21 protein-coding genes are annotated in these 20,612 nt (G+C 72.0%); 13 read left to right on the forward strand and 8 right to left on the reverse strand.

Annotated features, from left to right (window positions below; all coding sequences use genetic code 11):
• Nucleotides 1-119 precede the first annotated feature (119 nt).
• A complete protein-coding gene (locus ABD841_RS01860; RefSeq protein ID WP_344967116.1) occupies nucleotides 120-1,415 on the forward strand; it encodes a serine hydrolase domain-containing protein in 1,296 nt (431 codons plus the stop codon).
• Nucleotides 1,416-1,484: 69 nt separating this feature from the next.
• On the opposite strand, the gene ABD841_RS01865 is transcribed toward ABD841_RS01860, so the two are convergent.
• Nucleotides 1,485-3,734, reverse strand: a complete 2,250-nt coding sequence (locus ABD841_RS01865) for a transglycosylase domain-containing protein (RefSeq protein WP_344967118.1) — start codon at nucleotides 3,732-3,734, stop codon at nucleotides 1,485-1,487.
• A gap of 52 nt (nucleotides 3,735-3,786) precedes the next feature.
• A complete protein-coding gene (murA, locus tag ABD841_RS01870; RefSeq protein ID WP_344967120.1) occupies nucleotides 3,787-5,103 on the reverse strand; it encodes a UDP-N-acetylglucosamine 1-carboxyvinyltransferase in 1,317 nt (438 codons plus the stop codon).
• 128 nt (nucleotides 5,104-5,231) lie between these two features.
• Here murA and ABD841_RS01875 point away from each other — a divergent pair, with 128 nt between their 5' ends.
• Nucleotides 5,232-5,750, forward strand: a complete 519-nt coding sequence (locus ABD841_RS01875; protein WP_344967122.1) for a hypothetical protein — start codon at nucleotides 5,232-5,234, stop codon at nucleotides 5,748-5,750.
• 25 nt (nucleotides 5,751-5,775) lie between these two features.
• Here the strand turns inward: ABD841_RS01875 and ABD841_RS01880 are convergent, their stop codons facing one another.
• Nucleotides 5,776-7,170, reverse strand: a complete 1,395-nt coding sequence (locus ABD841_RS01880) for an amidase (RefSeq protein ID WP_344967124.1) — start codon at nucleotides 7,168-7,170, stop codon at nucleotides 5,776-5,778.
• Nucleotides 7,171-7,345: 175 nt separating this feature from the next.
• Entirely contained in the window at nucleotides 7,346-7,846 is a 501-nt protein-coding gene (ybaK, locus tag ABD841_RS01885; RefSeq protein WP_344967126.1) for a Cys-tRNA(Pro) deacylase, read from the reverse strand.
• Nucleotides 7,847-7,945: 99 nt separating this feature from the next.
• On the opposite strand from ybaK, the gene hisD reads away from it, so the two are divergent.
• The 8 genes from hisD (at nucleotide 7,946) to hisF (ending at nucleotide 13,987) form a co-directional block, all read left to right on the forward strand.
• Entirely contained in the window at nucleotides 7,946-9,253 is a 1,308-nt protein-coding gene (gene hisD / locus ABD841_RS01890; protein WP_344967128.1) for a histidinol dehydrogenase, read from the forward strand.
• Between the two features lie 67 nt (nucleotides 9,254-9,320).
• Complete coding sequence (locus ABD841_RS01895; RefSeq protein ID WP_344967130.1) at nucleotides 9,321-10,391, forward strand: histidinol-phosphate transaminase; 1,071 nt, start codon at nucleotides 9,321-9,323, stop codon at nucleotides 10,389-10,391.
• On the forward strand, nucleotides 10,388-11,008 hold the full coding sequence (hisB, locus tag ABD841_RS01900; RefSeq protein ID WP_425581931.1) for an imidazoleglycerol-phosphate dehydratase HisB: 621 nt from the start codon (nucleotides 10,388-10,390) through the stop codon (nucleotides 11,006-11,008). The genes ABD841_RS01895 and hisB overlap by 4 nt, the downstream gene beginning before the upstream one ends.
• Nucleotides 11,009-11,096: 88 nt before the next feature.
• A complete protein-coding gene (locus ABD841_RS01905) occupies nucleotides 11,097-11,252 on the forward strand; it encodes a hypothetical protein (protein WP_189236620.1) in 156 nt (51 codons plus the stop codon).
• Nucleotides 11,243-11,884 carry an imidazole glycerol phosphate synthase subunit HisH gene (hisH, locus tag ABD841_RS01910; protein WP_344967464.1) on the forward strand — a complete coding sequence of 214 codons (642 nt, stop codon included), beginning with the start codon at nucleotides 11,243-11,245 and terminating at the stop codon, nucleotides 11,882-11,884. Before ABD841_RS01905 ends, hisH begins: the two co-directional genes overlap by 10 nt.
• 39 nt (nucleotides 11,885-11,923) lie before the next feature.
• Nucleotides 11,924-12,265 carry a hypothetical protein gene (locus ABD841_RS01915; RefSeq protein WP_344967136.1) on the forward strand — a complete coding sequence of 114 codons (342 nt, stop codon included), beginning with the start codon at nucleotides 11,924-11,926 and terminating at the stop codon, nucleotides 12,263-12,265.
• A 5-nt stretch (nucleotides 12,266-12,270) separates the two neighbouring features.
• Nucleotides 12,271-12,993 (forward strand): bifunctional 1-(5-phosphoribosyl)-5-((5-phosphoribosylamino)methylideneamino)imidazole-4-carboxamide isomerase/phosphoribosylanthranilate isomerase PriA, encoded by a 723-nt coding sequence (gene priA / locus ABD841_RS01920; protein ID WP_344967138.1) that lies wholly within the window; start codon nucleotides 12,271-12,273, stop codon nucleotides 12,991-12,993.
• A 223-nt stretch (nucleotides 12,994-13,216) separates the two neighbouring features.
• Nucleotides 13,217-13,987, forward strand: coding sequence for an imidazole glycerol phosphate synthase subunit HisF (gene hisF, locus ABD841_RS01925; RefSeq protein ID WP_344967140.1), 771 nt, complete (start codon nucleotides 13,217-13,219; stop codon nucleotides 13,985-13,987).
• A gap of 54 nt (nucleotides 13,988-14,041) precedes the next feature.
• On the opposite strand, the gene ABD841_RS01930 is transcribed toward hisF, so the two are convergent.
• Nucleotides 14,042-14,206: a hypothetical protein gene (locus ABD841_RS01930; protein ID WP_344967143.1), complete on the reverse strand. Its 165-nt coding sequence runs from the start codon at nucleotides 14,204-14,206 to the stop codon at nucleotides 14,042-14,044.
• Between the two features lie 158 nt (nucleotides 14,207-14,364).
• Nucleotides 14,365-16,017, reverse strand: coding sequence for an NsdA family TPR-like regulatory protein (locus ABD841_RS01935; RefSeq protein WP_344967145.1), 1,653 nt, complete (start codon nucleotides 16,015-16,017; stop codon nucleotides 14,365-14,367).
• 222 nt (nucleotides 16,018-16,239) lie between these two features.
• Between ABD841_RS01935 and ABD841_RS01940 the strand changes: the two genes are divergently transcribed.
• From ABD841_RS01940 to ABD841_RS01950, 3 genes are all read left to right on the forward strand, one after another.
• On the forward strand, nucleotides 16,240-16,698 hold the full coding sequence (locus tag ABD841_RS01940) for an ATP-binding protein (RefSeq protein ID WP_344967147.1): 459 nt from the start codon (nucleotides 16,240-16,242) through the stop codon (nucleotides 16,696-16,698).
• Nucleotides 16,699-17,050: 352 nt separating this feature from the next.
• The gene (locus ABD841_RS01945) at nucleotides 17,051-17,512 is read left to right on the forward strand and encodes a hypothetical protein (protein ID WP_344967149.1); all 462 of its coding nucleotides are present in this window, start codon (nucleotides 17,051-17,053) and stop codon (nucleotides 17,510-17,512) included.
• A gap of 72 nt (nucleotides 17,513-17,584) precedes the next feature.
• Nucleotides 17,585-18,094: a hypothetical protein gene (locus ABD841_RS01950; protein WP_344967151.1), complete on the forward strand. Its 510-nt coding sequence runs from the start codon at nucleotides 17,585-17,587 to the stop codon at nucleotides 18,092-18,094.
• Between the two features lie 110 nt (nucleotides 18,095-18,204).
• On the opposite strand, the gene ABD841_RS01955 is transcribed toward ABD841_RS01950, so the two are convergent.
• Both ABD841_RS01955 and ABD841_RS01960 read right to left on the reverse strand, forming a co-directional pair.
• A complete protein-coding gene (locus tag ABD841_RS01955) occupies nucleotides 18,205-19,599 on the reverse strand; it encodes a glutamine synthetase family protein (protein ID WP_344967153.1) in 1,395 nt (464 codons plus the stop codon).
• A gap of 363 nt (nucleotides 19,600-19,962) precedes the next feature.
• Nucleotides 19,963-20,124 (reverse strand): hypothetical protein, encoded by a 162-nt coding sequence (locus tag ABD841_RS01960; RefSeq protein ID WP_344967155.1) that lies wholly within the window; start codon nucleotides 20,122-20,124, stop codon nucleotides 19,963-19,965.
• Between the last annotated feature and the right edge of the window lie 488 nt (nucleotides 20,125-20,612).

Here is a 20,612-nt window from a genome sequence, read left to right on the forward strand (position 1 = left end):
TCCGAGGCGGAAGCCGTTCCGGCGGACCACACGCCGATCCTCCCGGAAGAGGAGGGCAGACCGCCCCCGGCTTGCGACGATCATCATGTCGTGTTTCCGACCTGAGGAGCTGACGGGCGATGGATCTCGCAAGGTTCTCCCACACCGGACGGGTGATCGTCGGGTTCGGGCTGCGCGCGCTGCTCGTGGCGGGGGCGTCCGCGCCCGCCGCGGCGGGCGCGGCCGAACCCGATCCCGGGCCGGCCGCCGCGGCCGGGCTCGACCGCGGGGCGCTCCGGAGCGGCCTCGACGGGATCCGCGACGCCGGCATGTACGGCGCCTACTCCGCCGCCCGGGACGGCGAGGCCCGTTGGGCCGGGGCGGCGGGGGTCGCCGACGTGCGGACCCGGCGCCCCGTCCACCCGCGGATGCTCCACCGGGTGGGCAGCATCACCAAGACCTTCACGGCCGTGGCGATCCTCCAGCAGGTCGAGCGGGGCCGCGTCGAGCTCGACGCGCCCGTCGCCCGCCACCTGCCCGGACTCCTCCCCGCGGACCTGGGCGAGAAGGTGACGGTGCGGATGCTGCTCAACCACACCAGCGGCATCGGCGACTACATCGCGGGCGCCTTCCCCTCGCTCGTGCAGGGCTCCCCGGCCAGCCTCGACGCCAACCGGTTCCGCACGTTCCGCCCGTGGGAGCTGGTGGACCTCGGCCTGCGGGCGCCGCGCACGGGCGAGCCGGGCCAGGCGTGGTCGTACTCCAACACCAACTACGTGATCGCCGGCCTGCTCCTGGAGAAGGTGACCGGTGAGGCGGCCGAGCCGTACATCACCCGGCACGTGATCCGCAAGGCCGGGCTGCGCGACACCTCCTTCCCGCGCACGCCGTTCGTCCCGGGCCCGCACTCCAAGGCGTACGAGGCGATGTACGGGTACATCGACCCGCCGCGTGACTACAGCGTCTACGACATGTCGTGGGCGGGGACGGCGGGGGCCGTCGTCTCGACCATGGACGACCTCAACCGGTTCTACCGCGCCCTGCTGGGCGGCAGGCTCCTGGCCCCCGCCCAGCTCGACCAGATGATGACGACGGTGCCGGTCACCGATCCGCAGGGGAACGTCGTGATGAACTACGGCCTGGGCCTCTACGCCCAGGACCTGCCCTGCGGCCGGGTCTGGGGGCACGACGGAGGCGTGTTCGGCATGGGCACGGTCTCCCTGTCCAGCGCCGACGGCGGGCGCCAGATCTCCCTCGGGTTCAACCTCATGAAGTACCAGGAGCTCGACGAGCAGGGCAACCTCCGCACGCACGCCATCGACCTCGCGATGGCCGGGCACCTGGTGCAGGCGCTGTGCGGCCCGGCCGGCGCGGCGGCGAGGGGCGTCCCGGCCCTGGTCCCCCTGCCGACCCAGCGGGTGCCGGTCGGGAAGTAGCCGCGGGGGCGCCGCCCGGCACGGACCCCGCGGGCCGGGCCGCCTCCCCGGCGCCGGGGCGGCGGCCGGTCAGCGGAAGCGGTCGTGGCGGTGGCGGGAGCGGTCGTGGTGGTGGAAGCGGTCGTGGCGGTGGCGGAAGCGCCAGAACGAGCCCCAGCGTCTGAGCTTCTTGCGGAACCTGCGCTCCTCGGCGTCGCGTTTCTCCGCGGCGAGAGCCTCGGCCATGCCGGGGGTGTAACCGCCACCGAAGCGGAACATGTCGGGGCGGCGGAACGGGGTCGGGGGCGTGTCCCGCAGGGCGGCGGACATCGACGCCACCCAGATGGGGCCGGGCAGGGACGCGCCCTGGACCGCGCCGTAGTAGGAGCCGCCGATGACCACGTCGCGCAGCGGGTAACGGTAGGAGCCGCGGATGTCGCCCACGCTGACCGCGGCGGCCAGGTCGGGGGTGTAACCGGCGAACCAGGCCGAGGTGTAGCCGTTGTTGGTGCCGGTCTTGCCCGCCGCGGGGCGGCCGAGGCCCTGGCCGGCCATGGTGCCCTTGGTGAACACCCCCGACAGCAGGTGGTTGACCGCGTCGGCCACGTCGCGCTCGATGGCCTGCGAACAGCTGGGCGGGACGGGGACGACCCTGCCGTCCCGCTCGACGATCTCGACGATGGCCACCGGCCGGCAGTAGCGTCCCCGCGCCCCGAACGCGGCGAACGCCGCCGCCACGGTCACCGGATCCATCTCGTTCACGCCGAGGGTGAAGGTCGGGACCTCGCGCAGCGGGGCGCCGTCGGCGCGGACGATGCCGAGGGCCCTGGCGGTCCTGACGACCGGGCACAGACCCACGTGCTGCTCCAGCATCATGTAGAAGATGTTCACCGACTTCCAGGTGCCGGTGGACAGGCTCTGCGGGCCGCCCTTGCCCTCACCGCTCGCGTTGAAGATCTCGGTGCCGGGGTCGTCGACCCGGCGTCCGCTGCAGTCGGTGAAGCCGTGCCGGGGCACGAACCGGCCGGGCGTCATGAACCCCTGGTCGAACCGCCAGCCCCGGCTGAGCGCCGTCGCCAGGGTGAACACCTTGAACGTCGACCCCGCCTGGAAACCCTGGCCGCCACCGTGCGCGGTGTCGGCCACCAGGTTGTAGGCGGTCCTGGGGCCGGTCCCGGAGTCGCCCTCGTTACGGCCGTACTCCTTGCTGGCGGCCATCGCCCGGATGCGCCCGGTGCCCGGCTCGATCATGGCCTCGGCGGCGACCTCGGTGTCCTCGGCGTCCACCCGCGCCGCGATGGCGTGCTCGGCGGCCCGCTGGATCTCCGGATCGAGGGTGGTGCGCAGCACGATGCCGCCCCTGGCCAGGCGGCGCTCCCGCTCCGCCCGGCTGTGCCCGAAGGCCGGGTTGGTCAGCAGCTCCCGGTGCACGTAGACGCAGAAGTACGGGTAGCGGCTGCCGCCGCAGCCGCCCGGCTCCGGCCGCATGTTCAGGCTCAGCGGGCTCCGCCGGGCGGCGTCGGCCTCGGCCCGGGTGACGAGCGACAGCTGGGCCATCCGCTCCAGGACGATGTCCCGGCGCTCGCGCAGGCGCTGGCGGCGCTGCCTGTCCAGCGACGGGTCCGTGGCGTACGGGGTGCGGACCGCGCCGGCGAGCGTCGCCGCCTGCGTCAGGGTGAGCCGGGCGGCCGGGACCGAGAAGAACCGCTGGGCGGCGGCCTCCACCCCGAACGCCCCGGCCCCGAAGTAGGCGATGTTGAGGTACCGCTCCAGGATCTCGTCCTTGGTGTACTTCTCCTCCAGGGCCAGCGCGTACCGCAGCTCGGTGATCTTCCGCTTGAGGCTCGGCGCGCGGGCCTGGGCCCGCTCGGCGTCGCTCTCGGCGTTCTCCACCAGGATGTTCTTGACGAGCTGCTGGGTGAGCGAGGAGCCGCCCTGCCGGACCGCGCCGGCCCTGGCGTTGGTCACCAGGGCCCGCAGCGTGCCCTTGACGTCCAGGCCCGCGTGCTCGTAGAAGCGGGAGTCCTCGATCGCCACGATCGCGGAGCGCATGATCGGGGCGACCCGGTCCAGCGTCACGATCGTCCGGTTCTGCGAGTAGAACTGGGCGAACTTCCTGCCGTTCTTGTCCAGGAGCACGGTGCGCTGGGGGAGCGGGTTCTCCCGCGGGCTCGGCGGCAGGTCGGTGAAGGTGCTCGCGACGTTGCCGACGACGATCCCCCCGGTGCCCACGGCGGGCAGGGCGGCCGCGGCCGCCAGCAGCCCGCCGAGCACGCCGCAGGCCGCCAGGCCGCGCAGGCACGCGGCGGGGCTGCGTCTCGCCTGTGGTCGCGATGTCACGCATAGTAAGGTGCAACCGGATGATCAGTCACAAACACCCGATTGCCAATCCTTACTCGTCCTGCACCTTTTCTCTACTGATCTTCAGGCCGAGGGAGGCGAACTGCTCGAACGGCCGGTGGTAGCCCCGCTCGATGTGGTGCACCCCGCGCAGCGTGGAGGTGCCTTCCGCGGCGGCCGCGGCCAGCACCGCGGAGAACCCGGCCCGGATGTCGGGCAGCGTCACGTCGGCCCCGCTCAGCTTGGACACGCCGCGCACGACCGCCGAGTGCTTGGCGTTGGTGTCGTGGTAGCGGCAGGCCGGACCGCCGAGGCACACGTCGAAGACCTCGATCTCGCAGCCCATCTTCTGCAGCGCCGGCACGTAGACCAGGCGGTTCTCGAAGACCGTCTCGTGCAGCACCGACATGCCCTGAGCCTGGGTGAACAGCACCATCAGGGGCGTCTGCCAGTCGGTCATGAACCCCGGGTGCGTGTCGGTCTGCACCGCGGCGGCCCGCAGGCCGTGCGGCGCGGACGCCGACAGGTACTCGTCGGTGATGTCGACCTCGGCGCCCATCCTGGCCAGGGTGGTGATCGCGGTGACCAGCCGGTCCTGCGGGCAGCCGTGCACCCGCACCTGTCCCCCGGTGATCAGGCCGGCCGCCAGGTAGGAGAACGCCTCGATCCGGTCGCCGGCCAGCCGGGTGGACGCGCCGTGCAGGCGCTCCACGCCCTCGATCACGATGCGGCGGTCCGGGCTGAGCTCGATGCGCCCGCCCATGCGCTGCAGGAACAGGGCGAGCTCCACCACCTCCGGTTCCATCGCCGCGCCCTTGAGCACGGTCTTCCCCTCGGCGAGCACGGCCGACATCAGGACGGTCTCGGTGGCGCCGACGCTGGGGTAGGGCAGCTCGATCCGGGTGCCGCGCAGGCGCTTGGCCTTGGCGTAGACACCGGTGTCGCTCACCTCGACCTCGGCGCCCATCGCCCGCAGCGCCTCGACGTGGAAGTCGACGGGCCGCCGGCCGATCGGGTCGCCGCCGACCAGCGGCACGAACGCCTCGCCCGCCAGGTGGAGCAGCGGGCCCAGCATCAGGATCGGGATCCGGTTGAGACCGGTGAACGCCGCCGGGACGTGCGGGTTGATCTGCTCGCCGGGGGAGACGACGATCTCCCCGGAGGTGATCTCCACGTCGATGCCCAGCGCCCGCAGCATCTGCGCGGTGATCCCGACCTCGCCGACGTCGGGGGCGTTGTGGATCGTGCTCTCTCCGGTGCCGAGCATCGCGGCGACCATATGCTTGGAGACGCCGTTCTTGGAACCGCGGACCTCGACGTCGCCGCGGAGCGGCCCGGAGGGCTCGATCAGCCATACCTCTTCGTTCACCCCGCAAGAGTAACGGGATTCGGGCGAAACCTCGGGTGGCGCCCGGCGGCCCGATGGGTAACATCGGGCACATCAGCACAGAGGGTGAGGGGACCATATTGCGCAACGCGCGTGACTTAGCGATCACCGTGCTGGTCTTGGTCCTCACCGGAGCCGTCGCCGGGATCCTGTGGTCCCTCGCCGCGCCGCGCCCGCCGTACGTGATGACCGAGAAGGGCCCGGTGCTGGCCGACCCCTCCACGCAGGCGCTGATCGCGGCCGACGGCTGGTTCGCGATCATCACCGGCGCCCTCGGGCTGGCCTGCGGGGCCGTCGGCTACAGCGTGTCGCGCCGGGGCCGCCCGCTCCCGACGGTGCTGGGCCTGGCGACCGGCGGCCTGCTCGGCGCGCATCTCGCCCGGCTGGTGGGCCAGGCGGTCAACCTCGGCGCGGTGAGCGTCACCGCCGCCGGGCAGTCGGCGTCGCTGATCCCCGGCCCGCTCGAGGTGACCGCCCAGGGCGTGCTGTACGCGTGGCCGACGCTGGCCGTCGGCGTCTTCTTCGCCCTGGAGGGCATCGCCGGCTACCGCGACTCGCCGCTGCGCCGGCCGTTCGGCGGTGACGACCCCTACGGGCCGCTGTCGTCGTACGACATCAGCGACCGGTAGGCGCCCGGTTCCGTGCCCGGGGCGGTCAGGGCAGGTCCGGGGGCCTGCGGGAGCCGTGCCCGGTGGCCCGCTCGAAGGCGTGGGCCAGCCGCAGGACCCGCATGTCGGCGAAGGGGGGGCCGATGATCTGCAGGCCCACCGGCAGCCCGTCCGCGGTGAACCCGCAGGGCACCGAGGCGGCGGGGGCGTGCAGCACGCTGACCCAGTAGGCCGAGCGCATCCACGCCAGGTAGTCCGGCAGCGCCTGCCCGTTGATCTCCGAGACGTACGGCTGCTCCACCGGGAACGGCGGCACCTGGCTGACCGGGGCGATGAGGAAGTCGTAGGTGCCGAAGAACTCGTGCATCCGCCGGTACAGGCCGCTGCGCAGCCGCTCGGCGCGGGCCAGGTCGGCGCCGGTCACCTCGCGGCCCCGCTCGACGTTCCAGCGCACGTTCGCCCCCAGCCGCTCCTGCGGCAGGTCCCCGTAGGACAGCGCGTAGTACCACGCCCGGTAGATCCGGAAGGCGTCCTCGGCGTCCGACAGGTCCAGCTCGACCCGTTCGACCCGCGCGCCCAGCCCGGCGAGCACCGCGGGGGCCTCCGCGGTGACCTTCGCCGTCTCGGCGTCGACGGGCAGCCCACCCAGGTCGGGGCTCCACGCGATGCGCAGCCCGGCCGGGTCGAGATCCAGCGGTTCGGCGAAGACGGCGCCGCTCTCGGCGATCGAGAGCGGGGAGGCGGCGTCGAAGCCGGAGATCACACTCATCAGCAGCGCCAGGTCCCGCGCGTTCCGGGCCATCGGCCCCGGGACGCCGAGCGTGAACCAGGCCGCCGTGGGCGACGGCGAGGGCACCCGGCCCGGGGTCGGCCGCAGCCCGGCCACGTTGCAGAAGGAGGCCGGGTTGCGCAGCGAGCCGCCCATGTCGGAGCCGTCGGCCAGGGGCACCATCCCGGTCGCCAGCGCGGTGGCGGCCCCGCCGCTGCTGCCCCCGGCGGACCGGGACAGGTCGTAGGGGTTGCGGGTGACGCCGAAGATCTCGTTCACGGTGTGCGAGCCGGTGCCGAACTCCGGGGTGTTGGTCTTGCCGACCATGATCGCCCCGGCCTCGCGCATCCGCCGTACGATCGGCGCGTCGGCGGTGGGCACGTGGTCGGCGAAGAGCGGCGAGCCGTACGTGGTGCGGACTCCCGCGGTGTCGGCGAGGTCCTTGCAGGCGACCGGCAGCCCGTGCAGCGGCCCCCGCCACCGGCCCCGCGCCAGGTCGCGGTCGGCCTCCGCGGCCTCGGCGAGGGCGCGCTCGGCCACCAGGGTGACGATCGCGTTGACCGCCGGGTTGACCTCCTCGATCCGGCGCAGGTGCGCCCGGAGCAGCTCGACCGCGCTGACCTGCCGCGTGCGCAGCAGTTCGAGCATCTCGGTGGCGGTCAGGTAGTGCATCTGTCCCCCGATCAGGTACGGCCCGCACCGGCGGCTGCCTGCGGATACGGCCTGAACCGAGTCTTGCCGACGGTCGGGGGCGGGCGCGTCGTCAACCTTCGACAGGATTGCCGCGGCGAACCGGCCTGCCTTGCTCGGGGCCGGGGCCGTCCCGGCGCACCCGGAGCCGGGGGCCTCAGCCCGCCTTGCCGATCGGGGCGGTGACCGCCTGGGTGAGCCGTACCAGCTCCGCCGGCGCGGTCTCGATCTGCAGGCCCCGCCGCCCGGCGGAGAAGTAGATCGTCTCGAAGTCCAGCGCCGAGGCGTCGATCACGGTGGGCAGGCGCTTGCGCTGCCCCAGCGGGCTGATGCCGCCCACCACGTAGCCGGTGACCCGCTCCACCTTGGCCGCGTCGGCCATCGCCGCCCGCTTGCTCTTCAGCGCCGCGGCGAACGCCTTGAGGTCCAGCTTCCCGGCGACCGGCACGACCGCGACGGCCAGGCCGCTCTCGACCTCGGCCACGAGGGTCTTGAAGATCCGCTCGTACGGCACGCCGAGCGCGTCGGCGGCCTCCTCACCGTAGGCCTGGGCGTTGGCGTCGTGCTCGTAGGGGTGGAGGGTGAACTCCACCTTGGCCTGGGTCAGTGCCACCGTCGCGGGTGTCCCCTGGCCTCCCTTGCTCTTGCTCTTGCTCACGGGGGAATCGTAGCGGTTGCTTAAAATCTACATAGTAAAGGCATTGTCCGCATAGTGGACAGGACGTTACCGCTTGCCTGACCTCCGTAGACTGGTCAGGTGATTTCCCGTACCGACCTGCGAGGGGCCCTCCCCGAGGACCTCCGCGACGTGCTGCCCCGTGCCGACCTCGACGTCGAAGCCGCCCTGGAGAAGGTCCGGCCCATCTGCGAGGACGTGCATCATCGTGGGGTCGCCGCGGTGCGGGAGCTGACGGCCAGGTTCGACGGGGTCGAGCTGGAGTCGACCCGCGTGCCCGCCGACGCGATCGGCAGGGCCCTGGCGGAGCTCGATCCCAGGGTCAGGGCGGCCCTGGAGGAGTCGATCCGCCGTGCCCGCCTCGTCCACCGCGACCAGCGGCGCACCGACGTCACCACCCGGGTCGTGCCCGGCGGCACCGTCACCGAGCGGTGGGTCCCGGTCGAGCGCGTGGGGCTGTACGTCCCCGGCGGCCGGGCGGTCTACCCCTCCAGCGTGGTCATGAACGTCGTGCCCGCCCAGGAGGCCGGCGTGCCCTCGCTCGCGGTCACCTCGCCCGCGCAGCGCGAGTTCGGCGGGCTGCCGCACCCGGCCATCCTGGCCGCGTGCGCGCTCCTCGGGGTGGACGAGGTCTACGCGGTCGGCGGCGCCCAGGCGGTGGCGATGTTCGCCTACGGCACCGAGGAGTGCCCGCCGGTCACCATGGTCACCGGACCCGGCAACATCTGGGTGGCCGCGGCCAAGCGCCTGCTCAAGGGCCGCATCGGCATCGACTCCGAGGCCGGTCCCACCGAGATCGCGATCCTCGCCGACGCCACGGCCGACCCGGTGCACGTCGCCGCCGACCTGATCAGCCAGGCCGAGCACGACACGATCGCCGCCGCGGTGCTCGTCACCGACTCCGAGGAGCTGGCCGACGCCGTCGAGCGGGAGCTGCCCCGCCAGGTCGCCGCGACCAAGCACAGTGAGCGCATCGCCGAGGCCCTGTCCGGGCGCCAGTCCGGCATCCTGCTGGTGGACGACATGGAGGCCGGGCTGCGCGTGGTGGACGCCTACGCCGCCGAGCACCTGGAGATCCACACCGCCGGGGCGCACGAGCTGGCCGCCCGGGTCCGCAACGCCGGAGCGATCTTCGTCGGCACGTACGCGCCGGTCTCCCTGGGCGACTACTTGGCCGGCTCCAACCACGTGCTGCCGACCGGCGGCTGCGCCTGCCACTCCTCGGGGCTGTCAGTGCAGACGTTCCTGCGCGGCATCCACGTCGTCGACTACACCCGCGAGGCTCTCGCCGCCGCCGCCGCCCACGTGTGCGTGCTGGCCGACGCCGAGGACCTGCCCGCGCACGGTGCGGCGATCCGCGCGCGATTCGACTGGGAGGTGCCTTCGTGAGGACCTGCCCGCCCGTGTTCGCCGGGAGCGTGGCGATCCGCGCGCGACTCGACCAGGAGACCCCTTCGTGAAGCTCGACGACCTGCCGATCCGCGACGACCTCAGGGGCCGCACGCCGTACGGCGCCCCCCAGATCGACGTCCCGGTCAGGCTGAACACCAACGAGAACCCTTACGGTCCCTCCGCCTCCCTGGTCGACGACCTGGCCGAGGCCGTGCGGCGGAGCGCGGGTGAGCTCAACCGCTACCCCGACCGCGACGCCCTGGCGCTCCGCCGGGAGCTGGCCGCCTACCTGGGGCACGGGCTCGCTCCGGAGCAGGTGTGGGCCGCCAACGGCTCCAACGAGGTGCTCCAGCAGATCCTGCAGGCCTTCGGCGGGCCCGGCCGCACCGCGATGGGCTTCGAGCCGTCCTACTCGATGCACCCGATCATCGCCACCGGCGCCTCGACCGAGTGGATCGCCGGGGCCCGCGAGGAGGACTTCGGTATCGACCCGGCCAAGGCGGTCGCGGCGATCGGGGAGCACCGGCCCGACGTCGTCTTCCTGACCTCGCCGAACAACCCGACCGGCACCGCGCTCGACCCGGAGGTGATCGCCCGGATCGTCGAGGCCGCGCCGGGCATGGTCGTGGTGGACGAGGCGTACTTCGAGTTCGCCCGCACCGGCACCCCGTCGGCGCTGACCCTGCTGCCGGACAACCCCCGGCTGATCGTGACGCGGACCATGTCCAAGGCGTTCGCGATGGCCGGCACCCGGCTGGGCTACCTGGCCGCCCACCCGGCGGTGGTCGAGGCGCTGCTCCTGGTCCGCCTGCCGTACCACCTGTCCTCGCTCACCCAGGCGGCGGCGCTGGCCGCGCTCGCCCACCGCGACGAGCTGCTCGGCACGGTCGACGCGCTGCGGGCCGAGCGGGACGCCACCGTGGCGTGGCTGCGGGCCAAGGGGCTGGCGGTCGCCGACTCCGACGCCAACTTCGTGCTGTTCGGCCACTTCGAGGACCGGCACGCGGTCTGGCAGGGCCTGCTGGAGCACGGGGTGCTGATCCGCGAGGTGGGACCGCCGGGGTGGCTGAGAGTGTCCATCGGAACGGCTGAGGAGATGGCGGCCTTCCGCGCCGCCCTGGAGGAGACCCTGTGAGCATCACCGCCGGAGCCGAGTTCGCGCCGCGCCGCGGCCGTGTCGAGCGCGTCACCAAGGAGACCTCGGTGCTGGTCGAGGTCGACCTCGACGGCACCGGGAACGTGGAGGTCTCCACCGGTGTCGGTTTCTTCGACCACATGCTGAACCAGCTCGGCAAGCACGGCCTGTTCGACCTGACCGTGAAGACCGAGGGTGACCTGCACATCGACTCCCACCACACGATCGAGGACACCGCGCTCGCGCTGGGTGCCGCGTTCCGCGAGGCCCTGGGCGACAAGTCGGGCATCCGGCGGTTCGGCAACGCGTCGTGCCCGCTGGACGAGTCGCTGGCGGAGGTCACGGTCGACCTGTCCGGCCGCCCGTACCTGGTCCACAGCGAGCCCGAGGGCATGGCCCCGATGATCGGCCCGGAGTACGACACCACGATGACCAGGCACATCCTGGAGTCGTTCGTCGCCCAGGCCGCGATCTGCCTGCATGTGCGCGTCCCGTACGGCCGCAACGCCCACCACATCGTGGAGGCCCAGTTCAAGGCGCTGGCCAGGGCGCTGCGCGCGGCGTCCGAGCGTGACCCGCGGGCCGCGGGCGTGCCCAGTACGAAGGGCGTGCTGTGACCGAAGGGCGTGCCCGGTGCCACGGGCGTGCCCTGACCGGGTGGGCCGCCGCGGGCGGCCCGCCCCTGCCGCCGGGGGAGGAGGAAGCGTGACCGACAACTGGACGGCCGTCGCGATGGCCTTCGTCGCCCTCTTCCTCGTCGGCGGAATTGTCTCGTTCCTCAAACAGGGCCTGAAGAAGGGCGCGCTGCTGCTCGCCGCCCTCGCGGCCCTGGCGACCACGGCGGCGGTGCTCTGGTGGTGAAGGTAACCGTTCTCGACTACGGCTCGGGCAATCTGCGCTCGGCCGAACGCGCGCTGGCCCGGGTCGGCGCGGACGTCACGGTGACGGCCGACTACGAGGCGGCGATGGAGGCCGACGGCCTCGTCGTCCCCGGAGTGGGCGCGTTCGCCGCGTGCATGCGCGGGCTGCGCGAGGTGCGCGGCGAACGCATGATCGACCGGCGGCTGGCGGCCGGCCGCCCGGTCCTGGGCATCTGCGTCGGCATGCAGATCCTCTTCCAGACGGGCGTCGAGCACGGCGTCACCACGGAGGGTTGCGGCGAGTGGCCGGGCACGGTGGAGCGCCTGGAGGCGCCGGTCCTGCCCCACATGGGGTGGAACACGGTCAGGGCACCCGCCGAGAGCGTGCTGTTCGCCGGGATCGACGCCGACACGCGCTTCTACTTCGTGCACTCCTACGGGGTCCGCACCTGGGAACTGGACCCCGACGCCGGGTCCGGCTTCGCCGCGCCGCTGGTCACCTGGTCGGAGCACGGTGTGCCGTTCGTCGCGGCGGTGGAGAACGGCCCGCTCTCGGCCACCCAGTTCCACCCCGAGAAGTCGGGCGACGCCGGGGCGCAGCTGCTGTCGAACTGGCTCGGAACCCTGAAGTGACCCGTTGGGTGATGTTGATCCCTTGAACGACGTGATCCCTTGAGCAAGGAACGGGCCAGGCGCAGAGCCGAGCGCGAGGCCGAGCGGGCGCGCCAGGCGGCCCTGCGCGCCGAGCGGGAGGCGAAACTGGCGCGCCGGCGCGCGCTGGTCGGCCGGGTGACCGCCCTGCTGCCGCGCCGGCCCGTGCGGATCGTCACCCAGGGCGGGATCATCGCCCGCCGCCGCCGGGCGCAGAACGGGGCCGTGGCGCTCCTGTTCGCGGTCACCCAGGTGATCGTCTGGCTGCTGTGGTCCTCATGGATGGCACGGTTCGGGGCGTTCGTGCTGTCGTTGCTGTTCGTACCGCTTTTCGTCACCCTCGTCTTCGACCGGAGGTCGTGAAACAGATGTCGCTTGAGCTGCTCCCCGCCGTGGACGTCGCCGACGGCCAGGCGGTCCGCCTGGTCCAGGGCGAGGCCGGCACCGAGACGTCGTACGGAGACCCGCTGTCCGCGGCGCTGGCCTGGCAGGAGGCCGGTGCCGAGTGGATCCACCTGGTCGACCTCGACGCCGCCTTCGGCCGCGGCAGCAACCGCGACCTGCTGGCCGCGGTGGTGGGCGCGCTCGACGTGAAGGTGGAGATGTCCGGTGGCATCCGCGACGACGCCTCGCTGGAGGCGGCGCTGGCCACCGGCTGCCGCCGGGTGAACATCGGCACCGCGGCGCTGGAGAACCCCGCCTGGTGCGCCAAGATCATTGCCGAGTACGGCGACCGGATCGCGATCGGCCTCGACGTCCGCGGCACCACCCTGGCCGCCCGCGGCTGGACCGAGGACGGCGGCGACCTGTGGGAGGTCCTGGCCCGGCTGGAGGCCGACGGCTGCCCCCGCTACGTCGTCACCGACGTGACCAAGGACGGCACGCTGCGCGGTCCCAACCTCGACCTGCTGCGCGAGATCTGCGCCCGCACCGACAAGCCGGTGGTCGCCAGCGGCGGTGTCTCCTCCCTGGACGACCTGCGGGCCCTGGCCGAGCTGGTCCCGATCGGCGTCGAGGGGGCGATTGTGGGCAAGGCGCTGTACGCGGGGGCCTTCACGCTGGAGGACGCCCTGGCCGCGGTGAAGTCGTAGACGCAGGTGAAACTCGCGAAGGCGGAGTAGGCCCGCGAAAGCGGGACGAAGCTCGCGGAGGCGGGGGCGGCGGGAAGCGACGCGGCGGTCCGCCCCACGCGCACCGGGGCGCACGGGAAGCGGACCGGGGACGCGGGGCGGGCCTGATCGCCCCGGCCGCCGGCCGAGGAATAGGTCAGGGCGTACCGGGAGTTCAAGGTATGCGCGGAATGAGGGAAGTGCAGTGAGTGTCGCGGTACGAGTGATCCCCTGTCTGGACGTGGACGCGGGGCGCGTGGTCAAGGGCGTCAACTTCGAGAACCTGCGCGACGCGGGAGACCCGGTCGAACTGGCCCGCCGCTACGACGCGGAGGGGGCCGACGAGCTGACGTTCCTCGACATCACCGCCTCCAGCTCCGACCGGTCCACGACGTACGACATGGTCCGCCGGACGGCCGAGCAGGTGTTCATCCCGCTGACCGTGGGCGGGGGAGTGCGTTCGGTCGAGGACGTCGACCGGCTGCTGCGCGCGGGCGCCGACAAGGTGGGCCTGAACACCGCGGCGATCGCCCGTCCCGAACTGCTGACGGAGGCGTCGCGGCGCTACGGCGCGCAGTGCATCGTGCTCTCGGTGGACGCCCGCCGGGTGGTCGACGGCCCGCCGACCCCGTCGGGTTTCGAGGTGACGACCCACGGCGGCCGTCGCGGCACCGGCATCGACGCGGTCGAGTGGGCCCGCCGGGGCGAGGAGCTGGGGGCGGGGGAGATCCTGCTCAACTCCATGGACGGCGACGGCACCCGCGACGGCTACGACCTGGAGATGATCCGCGCGGTGCGGGCCGTCGTCTCGGTCCCGGTCATCGCCAGCGGCGGCGCGGGCGCGCTGGCCGACTTCCCGCCGGCCGTCGAGGCGGGGGCCGACGCGGTGCTGGCCGCGTCGGTGTTCCACTTCGGCCAGCTCAAGATCGCAGAGGTCAAGGACACCCTCCGCCAGGCGGGCCACCCGGTCCGCTGACCGCGTCGCCGATCGGGGGCGTGGGGGCGCGGACGTGGCCGGCCGCCCCGGCGCTCAGGCGAGCGTTCCGGGGTCGATGGTCAGGACGACGCAGCCGTCCTCAAGCTCGAAGCGGCGGCCGATGTCGCCGAAGCCGTGGTTCATGAACTCGTCCGCACCCCAGTAACGCGGAGCCCACAGGGGTGCTCCGCAGGGTTCGGACTCATGCGCGGCGGTCATGCTCACCACGTTATGGGGGTTCCCGGATGTCTGACAGCGTGATCGGCCGAGCCGGTCCGCGTGTTCGCCGGGGAGGGAGCTCCTGGACCAGGTATATCTGAGCCATCGGCTCGGCCGGATGCCGAGGGTGAGAGCGGACAGCTCATGCGGGAAGTGACTCAACTGACGACGGGAAGTGTGCGGAGTTGTTCGTCCAGGTCGCGGACGTGTTTGTTGTCCTCCCAGGGGCGGAGGCGGGCGCGGGTCTGACGGACGGATCGGATGAGCCTGGTGGAGCTGTGGCCGACGGCGATCCGGGCTGCCTCACGGATCATCGCGGCGGCCTCGGGGATCTCCCGCTTCTGGATCAGCGCGGTGGCGCATTCGAGCTGCAGGATGCCCCGTTCCCGAGTGAGGCCGGGGGCCATCGTCGAGAGCCGATGCTTCACCTCGGATATCGCCCTGTCGGGCTGTTTGAGCTCGAGGAAGCAGAATAATCCGTAGGAGGGAACACACTCCGGAGTGAGCCAGAAGAGGTGCTGAAAATCGGACTCGCTTCGTCCTCTGGCCGCCAGGCCGGCGGCGCGATCGAGCAGGTGAAGAGCGCTCTCGTCGTGCTTGGCCTTGGAGACCGCTCGGGCAACCTGGATACAGGTTGCCGCCTGCTGTAGTTGGCTGCCGCTTTCTCTGGCCCATCCCTCGGCGGCGAAAGCATGGTCAAGCGCCACGCTGTGCCTTTTCTGATGCAGCGCCATGTAGGCGAGCAGTCCATGCAGATGAGCAATGAAGGCCGGAGTTTGTAGCTCGTGAGCCGCTGCCAGTCCTTCGTGGTATCGGCGAGTGGCACCCGCATAGTCGGTCAGGTCGAAGTGGCTCCAACCTGTCATGAGAGACAGGCTCCAGTAGAGGCGGAGCAGCCGTTTGCGGAGGACCGGGGTGAGGGAGGCCTGCTTGAGCAGGTTGTCGACCAGGGTACGTTTGGCCTCGGCTATCGGGAGAACATGCCGGGGGCCAGAGGTCTCATCCATCTCCCACAGGCGGGCCATAAGGCGTTCCAGTAGGTCAATGGTGCGATTGTCGATCGGAGCACGCTGCCGGGAGACTGCGGCCAGGCGTTCCCGGTCGGACGGGGTGAGCTGGCGGAGCAAGCCCAGGGCGGGGGTGCCGCCGAGGAGCAGGGCCAGTTCGAAGAGCAGTTCGCGGCGTTTCACGTCAGCCTCCTCGGCGTTCAGTGCACGCAGCAGTTCGGCGCAGTGTGCGGGGTCAGGGGGTAAGGCCCGCGCGGGAACCGGCTGCGGCTTCATGCTGTCACGGGCGTCCGGAGCGGGGACCAGACCCCACGCGGGGAGGGCTTCGTCACCGGCGGTCAGCGGGGTCGCCGGTTCCGGGGTAGGAGGCGCTCCGACGCGGGCGACCGGTGTTTGGTGGGGGTCGAGGTGGCGGTGGTCGGCCCGGTCGAGCAGGTCGCGATGGGCGGTGTTGTAGGAGGCGTAGGCCTCGTCGGTCAGCAGGCGCCGGGCGGTGGTCTGGTAGAGGCGGGCGAGGATGGCGACGGTCCGGGCCGGAGGCCGGCGGCCGGTGGCGGGCCAGGATTCGTAGTCGTACAGCCGGGCCTCACGCAGGGAGGCGGTGCCCGCCGGGTCGAGGTCGTTGTGGGCGGCGACCACGTCGGCCGCCGTGCGGCCGTGCGCGTAGCGGTACAGGCGGAGCGGGCTGACGTCGTGGTCCAGGGCGAGGACGTCGGCGATCTGGTCGAAGGTGAACGACCGGGCGCGTAGCGCCTTGCCGCGTCGCCGGCAGTCGAGCAGGACTCGGTAACCCTCGCCTGGCATGGCGCCTCCTTGAATCCGGTGCGAACAAATCGTATTCACATGGCTACCCAGAGCGATAGAACTATCGGGAAATGGGGAGATGGACGCGATCCAGCCAGCGTCTGCGCAGGTCAGCCGGGTATTTGCGGGGGTGATGCGGCGCCGGTGGACTGGGGGTTACGAGGCGGGGCGGTTCGGCCACCCTTCTGGGAGTGGTTTCCCGAACTCCGAACAGGAGGCGATGTGGGCGTTACCCGGAACGATGTGCCCCCGGCGCTGATCGAGGCGATGGTGGGGCTCCGCCCCGGCGGTATGACCTACCGGCGGACCTTCCCCGGTCGCCCGGACCAGATCCCGCCGGCCCGCCGCTTCATCCGCTTCCTTCTGGAAGACTCACCCTGCCGGGACGACGCCGAGCAGATCGTCGCAGAGCTGGCGGCCAACGCCGTCGCCCACACGAGCAGCGGACGGCCGCACGGCACCTTCATCGTCGAGCTGACCCGCAAAATCACGGCCATCCGGATCACCGTCTACGACTGCGGGTGGGGCGTCACCCCCAGGTTCGCCCCGCGCCGGGACGTCGACCCGCTCGCCGAGCACGGCCGGGGCCTGGCCGTGGTCGCGGCCCTGGCCTCCAAGGTCGGTTTCCGCGGCACGCAGGCGCTGGGCCACGCGGTCTGGGCCGAGCTGCCTGTGATCTGAACACCGCTGGGGACTGCTGAGTCGGGCGCGATATGTCACTGTCTGGTGGCGGTACCCGGCTTTCGCGTCCTTGGCGCTGCATTTAGCGCCGATGACGGTGTGGGCCCGGTCTCCTTCGCGCCAGCGGATGTCCGTCTTCATCAGGAGTCTGTCGCCGAAGGCCAGGTAGGTCTTCTTCCTTTTTCCCTGAGCGTCGCAGACTCCGCCATGCGGAGTGAGCAGGCGGCCCAGGTCACCGAAGACTTCATCGGGAAGGGCCGGACGCGGCCGGCGACCGGCGCAGTGATCCACAAGCGCCTCACAAGCGGCTTCCGCCAGGCTCTCCGGGAAGGCGGCGATGGGGGAGGGCGGGATGCGGGCTCTGCGGAGCGCTGTCGGGTGCCTGCTGGCGGCCTGCATGTGCGGGCTGGTGGTGGTGGGAGGCAGCCTCTATCTCCTGCCCGGCCTCGCGGCGGAGCTGGAAAGGGAGAGGAAGAGCGGCGACGGGACGAGCTTCTACACCGAGTTCGCGCTGGACAAGGCCCAGACGCTTCTGTGGTCCCATGCCGTGGTCGGGGCGATCACGCTGGCCCTGGCGGTCCTGCTGTGGCGGTGGGGCGGGACGCGGGGAACGCGGACCGTCATGGCGGTGGGCCTCGTACCGTACACGGTGTTCTGCCTCTACCTGTGGTGGCCGGCGGTTTTCCGGGCCGGCGAAGTCCTGGAGCGGTACTCGCACCTGGCCACCTGGCTGGCGATCGCGGTCTGGCTCCTCTACGTCGCGGCGATGATCCTGCTGTTCTTCACCGGAACGAACGTCCGCCGGGCCGACTAGATGATCGATTACAGGGGGGTGGTCATGGGCCGGTCGCTACGATCACGGCTTGGGGGCTCCGGAGAGCGCGGCATGACGGGCGGCTCGGTGGATCTGGGGCGCCGGGGGGTGCTCCTGCTCGGTGCGACGGCGGTGCTCGCGGCGTGCGCGTCGACTGGGCGGGGCGCGGACGGCGACAGGGCCCGTGAGCGGGGCGCGGGCGGCGACAGGGTCCGCACGGACCTGGAGCCGCTGGAACGCCGGTTCGCCCTGCTCGGCCGGCTGTCCGACGCGCACTGGCTCGGCACCGCCCTGGGCGGCGATTCCAGACTGTCCGTTCCGGGCCCCACCGACGTCCGGCTGGTGGGTGTCGCCCGGCTGGAGGCAGGTGCCGTCGCGGCCCTCGTGGGAGAGCCGCGGTGGGATTTCAAGCCCGAGACGCCGGGCCCACCTCCCGAGCCGCTCGCCGAGTTCGTGCCCGCGGGCGCCGGGTGGGTCCGGAGCGAGTCCTTCGACGGTGAGGTGACGAGCGAGGGAGACTCCGGGGTCTTCTACCTCGATCCGAAGACGGACAGCGTCTACTTCGACGCCGTCGACCAGTGAGAACCGAGCAGGGGGCTCTGGCTCACGTTCCGGATGCCGTTGGTGATCTTTGGTGGCCGGGGCGAGGGGATCGGTGAGGGGACGGGGGCGGGGACATGATCACGCGGACCTCAGAAGACCCGGAAGTGGTGGAACAGCTCGTAGGCGTCGTCCTGGGCGGCGAAGGCCCTGGCCTCGGAGCGTTTGACGGCCAGGTAGGCGGAGCTGCGGAGGGGACCGAGGGCGTTCATGAGGACGTCGTCGGCCTCCAGGGCGTCCAGGGCCTCGTCCAGGGAGCGCGGGAGGCGGGGGACGCTCCCCTCCGGGAGCGTGGCGGGGTCGACGCCGACCGCCTCGCCGGGGTCGAGCCTGCGGCGGAGACCGTCCAGACCGGCGTGGATGACGGCGCCGAGCGACAGGTAGGGGTTGGCCGAGGAGTCGGAGGGCTTGATCTCCAGGTTGGCGGAGGCCGCGGCGTCCTGCCCCACGGGGGAGCAGATCCGCACCGCCGCCTCCCGGTTGTCCGGGCCGTAGCAGACGTAGGCGCTCGACCACGACTTCGGCGCCAGGCGCCGGAAGCTGTTCGCCGAGCCGCAGGTCAGCGCGGTCAGTGCCGGAAGGTGGGCGATGAGGCCGCCGATGAAGTGGTAGGCCGTGGTGGACAGGCCGTGGCGGTCCGTGAGGTCGCCGAAGGCGTTGACGCGGAGGTCGGGGTCCCAGAGGGAGATGTGGAGGTGGGCGCCGTTGCCCGCCTGGTCGGCGAGGGGCTTGGGGGCCAGGGACGCCCACATGGACATGCGGAGGGCGACACCCCGGACCGTCTCGCGGTAGATCACGTGGTTGTCGGCGGCGCGCATGGCGGGGGCGGGGCGGATCGACAGTTCCTGCTGCCCGTGGCCGAGTTCGGGATGGTAGTGCTCGACCCGCAGGCCCTGGCTCTCCAGGGCGCGGACCAGGGCCATCGTGTAGTCGTGGGTCTGGTTGAAACCGGTGGTCGCGTAGCACGGGCTGTCGTCCACGGGGACCAGGCGGTCCACGCCGCTCTCGTGGTCGGGGACGCGGTGGCCGAGGGTGAACTCGGGTTCGTAGGCGGCGACGAGTGCGTGGCCCTCGTCGCGCAGCGCGGCGACGGCCTCGCGCAGGAAGGTGCGCGGGCAGGCGGGCCAGGGGGAGCCGTCGATCCGGCGCAGGTCCGACAGCATGGCCGCCGCGCCGGGGGCGTAGGGCAGGGGGACGAACGTGGCGGGGTCGGGGACGAGCCGGACCTCGCCGACCGGGCCGAGATGCTCGACCTCCTGAAGCTCGTCGAGCATGTTCATCGCCATCATCGCCACGGTGTGTCCGATGCCGGTGCTGAGCCGTTCCGCCAGCCGGGAACGCGAGGCGGCCTTGCCCCGGATCACGCCGCCGTGGTCGACGTAAAGGAAACGGATCAGCTCGACGCCCTCCACGTTGGCACGCTCGACGACGTGCCGCGCGGTGGGGCCGAGCGCGTGATCTGCGGTGATGTCGTGACGGTCTGCCATGTTCCCTGGGTAACACGTCCGCGGGAACAGTGGAAGCACATCGCGTGACGGCTTGGTGCCCCGTGGTGTCCGCCCCCGGCCGCGAAGAGCGGCCGGACGTGGGACCCGGCCGTGACGACCTCCGCCCGGGGGCCGGAGGTGTCGTACGAGGGAATGAGGGTAGAGCGTCGTGGCGGTGCGGGGGCTCGTGGCCGGGACGCCGCGCGGGGTGTTTCGCGATCCGCGAGAGGCGCGCCCGGACGGTCTCCGGGGACGGCTCAGCGGCGCGATGACGGGGGGTGTCGCGCTCCCGCGGCGATCGCCGTCGATCGGCCGGGGGCGCCGAGGTGATGTGTCAGGGCGGGACGGGCGTCCGCCGGGCGGTCAGGCGAGCACGCGTGTCACGAACAAGGCCAACTGGTCCGCTCCTCTGATGATCCCGTCGAAGACTCCGTTGACCGCACTCGCCGCCTCGGCGGGCTTGGTGAACAGATAGAAGACCACGAACGCTACCCCGAGGTAGGTGAGGACCTTCTTGACCTGCATGGGGGCCTCCTGGCAGTTCCAATCCCAGCCGTATATACCCGAATTTTATCGATCTTTGGCATCTGCGGCCCGGGGGGCTCCCGGATTTTGGTGATCATATCCGGCTCGTGGCGGCGACCCGCGGCCGGGTTGGGGGGTTGGCGTGGCTCACATCCGCCATCGTGCGGCCACGGGAGGCTCCTGTCCAATGCTCACTGCCACATATACCGGTAGGGCTAGTAGCGGCGCCGTTCGGATTCGTGTGCCGCCGGAGCGACGGCTCCTGCCTGTCGGTGCCCGGTGGCGTCCCCCGGCGCGATGACCGGCTCGTTACCGTCGGCCGGCCGTTCCCCGGCGACGACGGCCTCGTGCCGGCCAACGAAGGCCCACCGCGTCTGCGGCTCCGTCCTCCGGGGGCCGGCCCGGCAGGCGAATCGGCAGCCGGACCGCGTCGGTCGTCGGTCCGGGCTGGTCGCCGGCGAGAGCGGGCCGGCGGCGGTGGATCGAAG

This window comes from Streptosporangium fragile (assembly GCF_039534445.1).
GTDB classification, from domain to species: domain Bacteria; phylum Actinomycetota; class Actinomycetes; order Streptosporangiales; family Streptosporangiaceae; genus Streptosporangium; species Streptosporangium fragile.

Excerpts from the sequence above, each read along its gene's own strand:
- ABD841_RS01860 (WP_344967116.1), top strand. The coding sequence starts at position 120 with ATGGATCTCGCAAGGTTCTCCCACACCGGACGGGTGATCGTCGGGTTC.
- ABD841_RS01880 (WP_344967124.1), bottom strand. The coding sequence starts at position 7,170 with ATGCACTACCTGACCGCCACCGAGATGCTCGAACTGCTGCGCACGCGG.
- priA (WP_344967138.1), top strand. The coding sequence starts at position 12,271 with ATGTCGCTTGAGCTGCTCCCCGCCGTGGACGTCGCCGACGGCCAGGCG.
- ABD841_RS01930 (WP_344967143.1), bottom strand. The coding sequence starts at position 14,206 with ATGACCGCCGCGCATGAGTCCGAACCCTGCGGAGCACCCCTGTGGGCT.
- ABD841_RS01935 (WP_344967145.1), bottom strand. The coding sequence starts at position 16,017 with ATGCCAGGCGAGGGTTACCGAGTCCTGCTCGACTGCCGGCGACGCGGC.
- ABD841_RS01945 (WP_344967149.1), top strand. The coding sequence starts at position 17,051 with ATGCGGGCTCTGCGGAGCGCTGTCGGGTGCCTGCTGGCGGCCTGCATG.
- ABD841_RS01950 (WP_344967151.1), top strand. The coding sequence starts at position 17,585 with ATGACGGGCGGCTCGGTGGATCTGGGGCGCCGGGGGGTGCTCCTGCTC.
- ABD841_RS01955 (WP_344967153.1), bottom strand. The coding sequence starts at position 19,599 with ATGGCAGACCGTCACGACATCACCGCAGATCACGCGCTCGGCCCCACC.
- ABD841_RS01960 (WP_344967155.1), bottom strand. The coding sequence starts at position 20,124 with ATGCAGGTCAAGAAGGTCCTCACCTACCTCGGGGTAGCGTTCGTGGTC.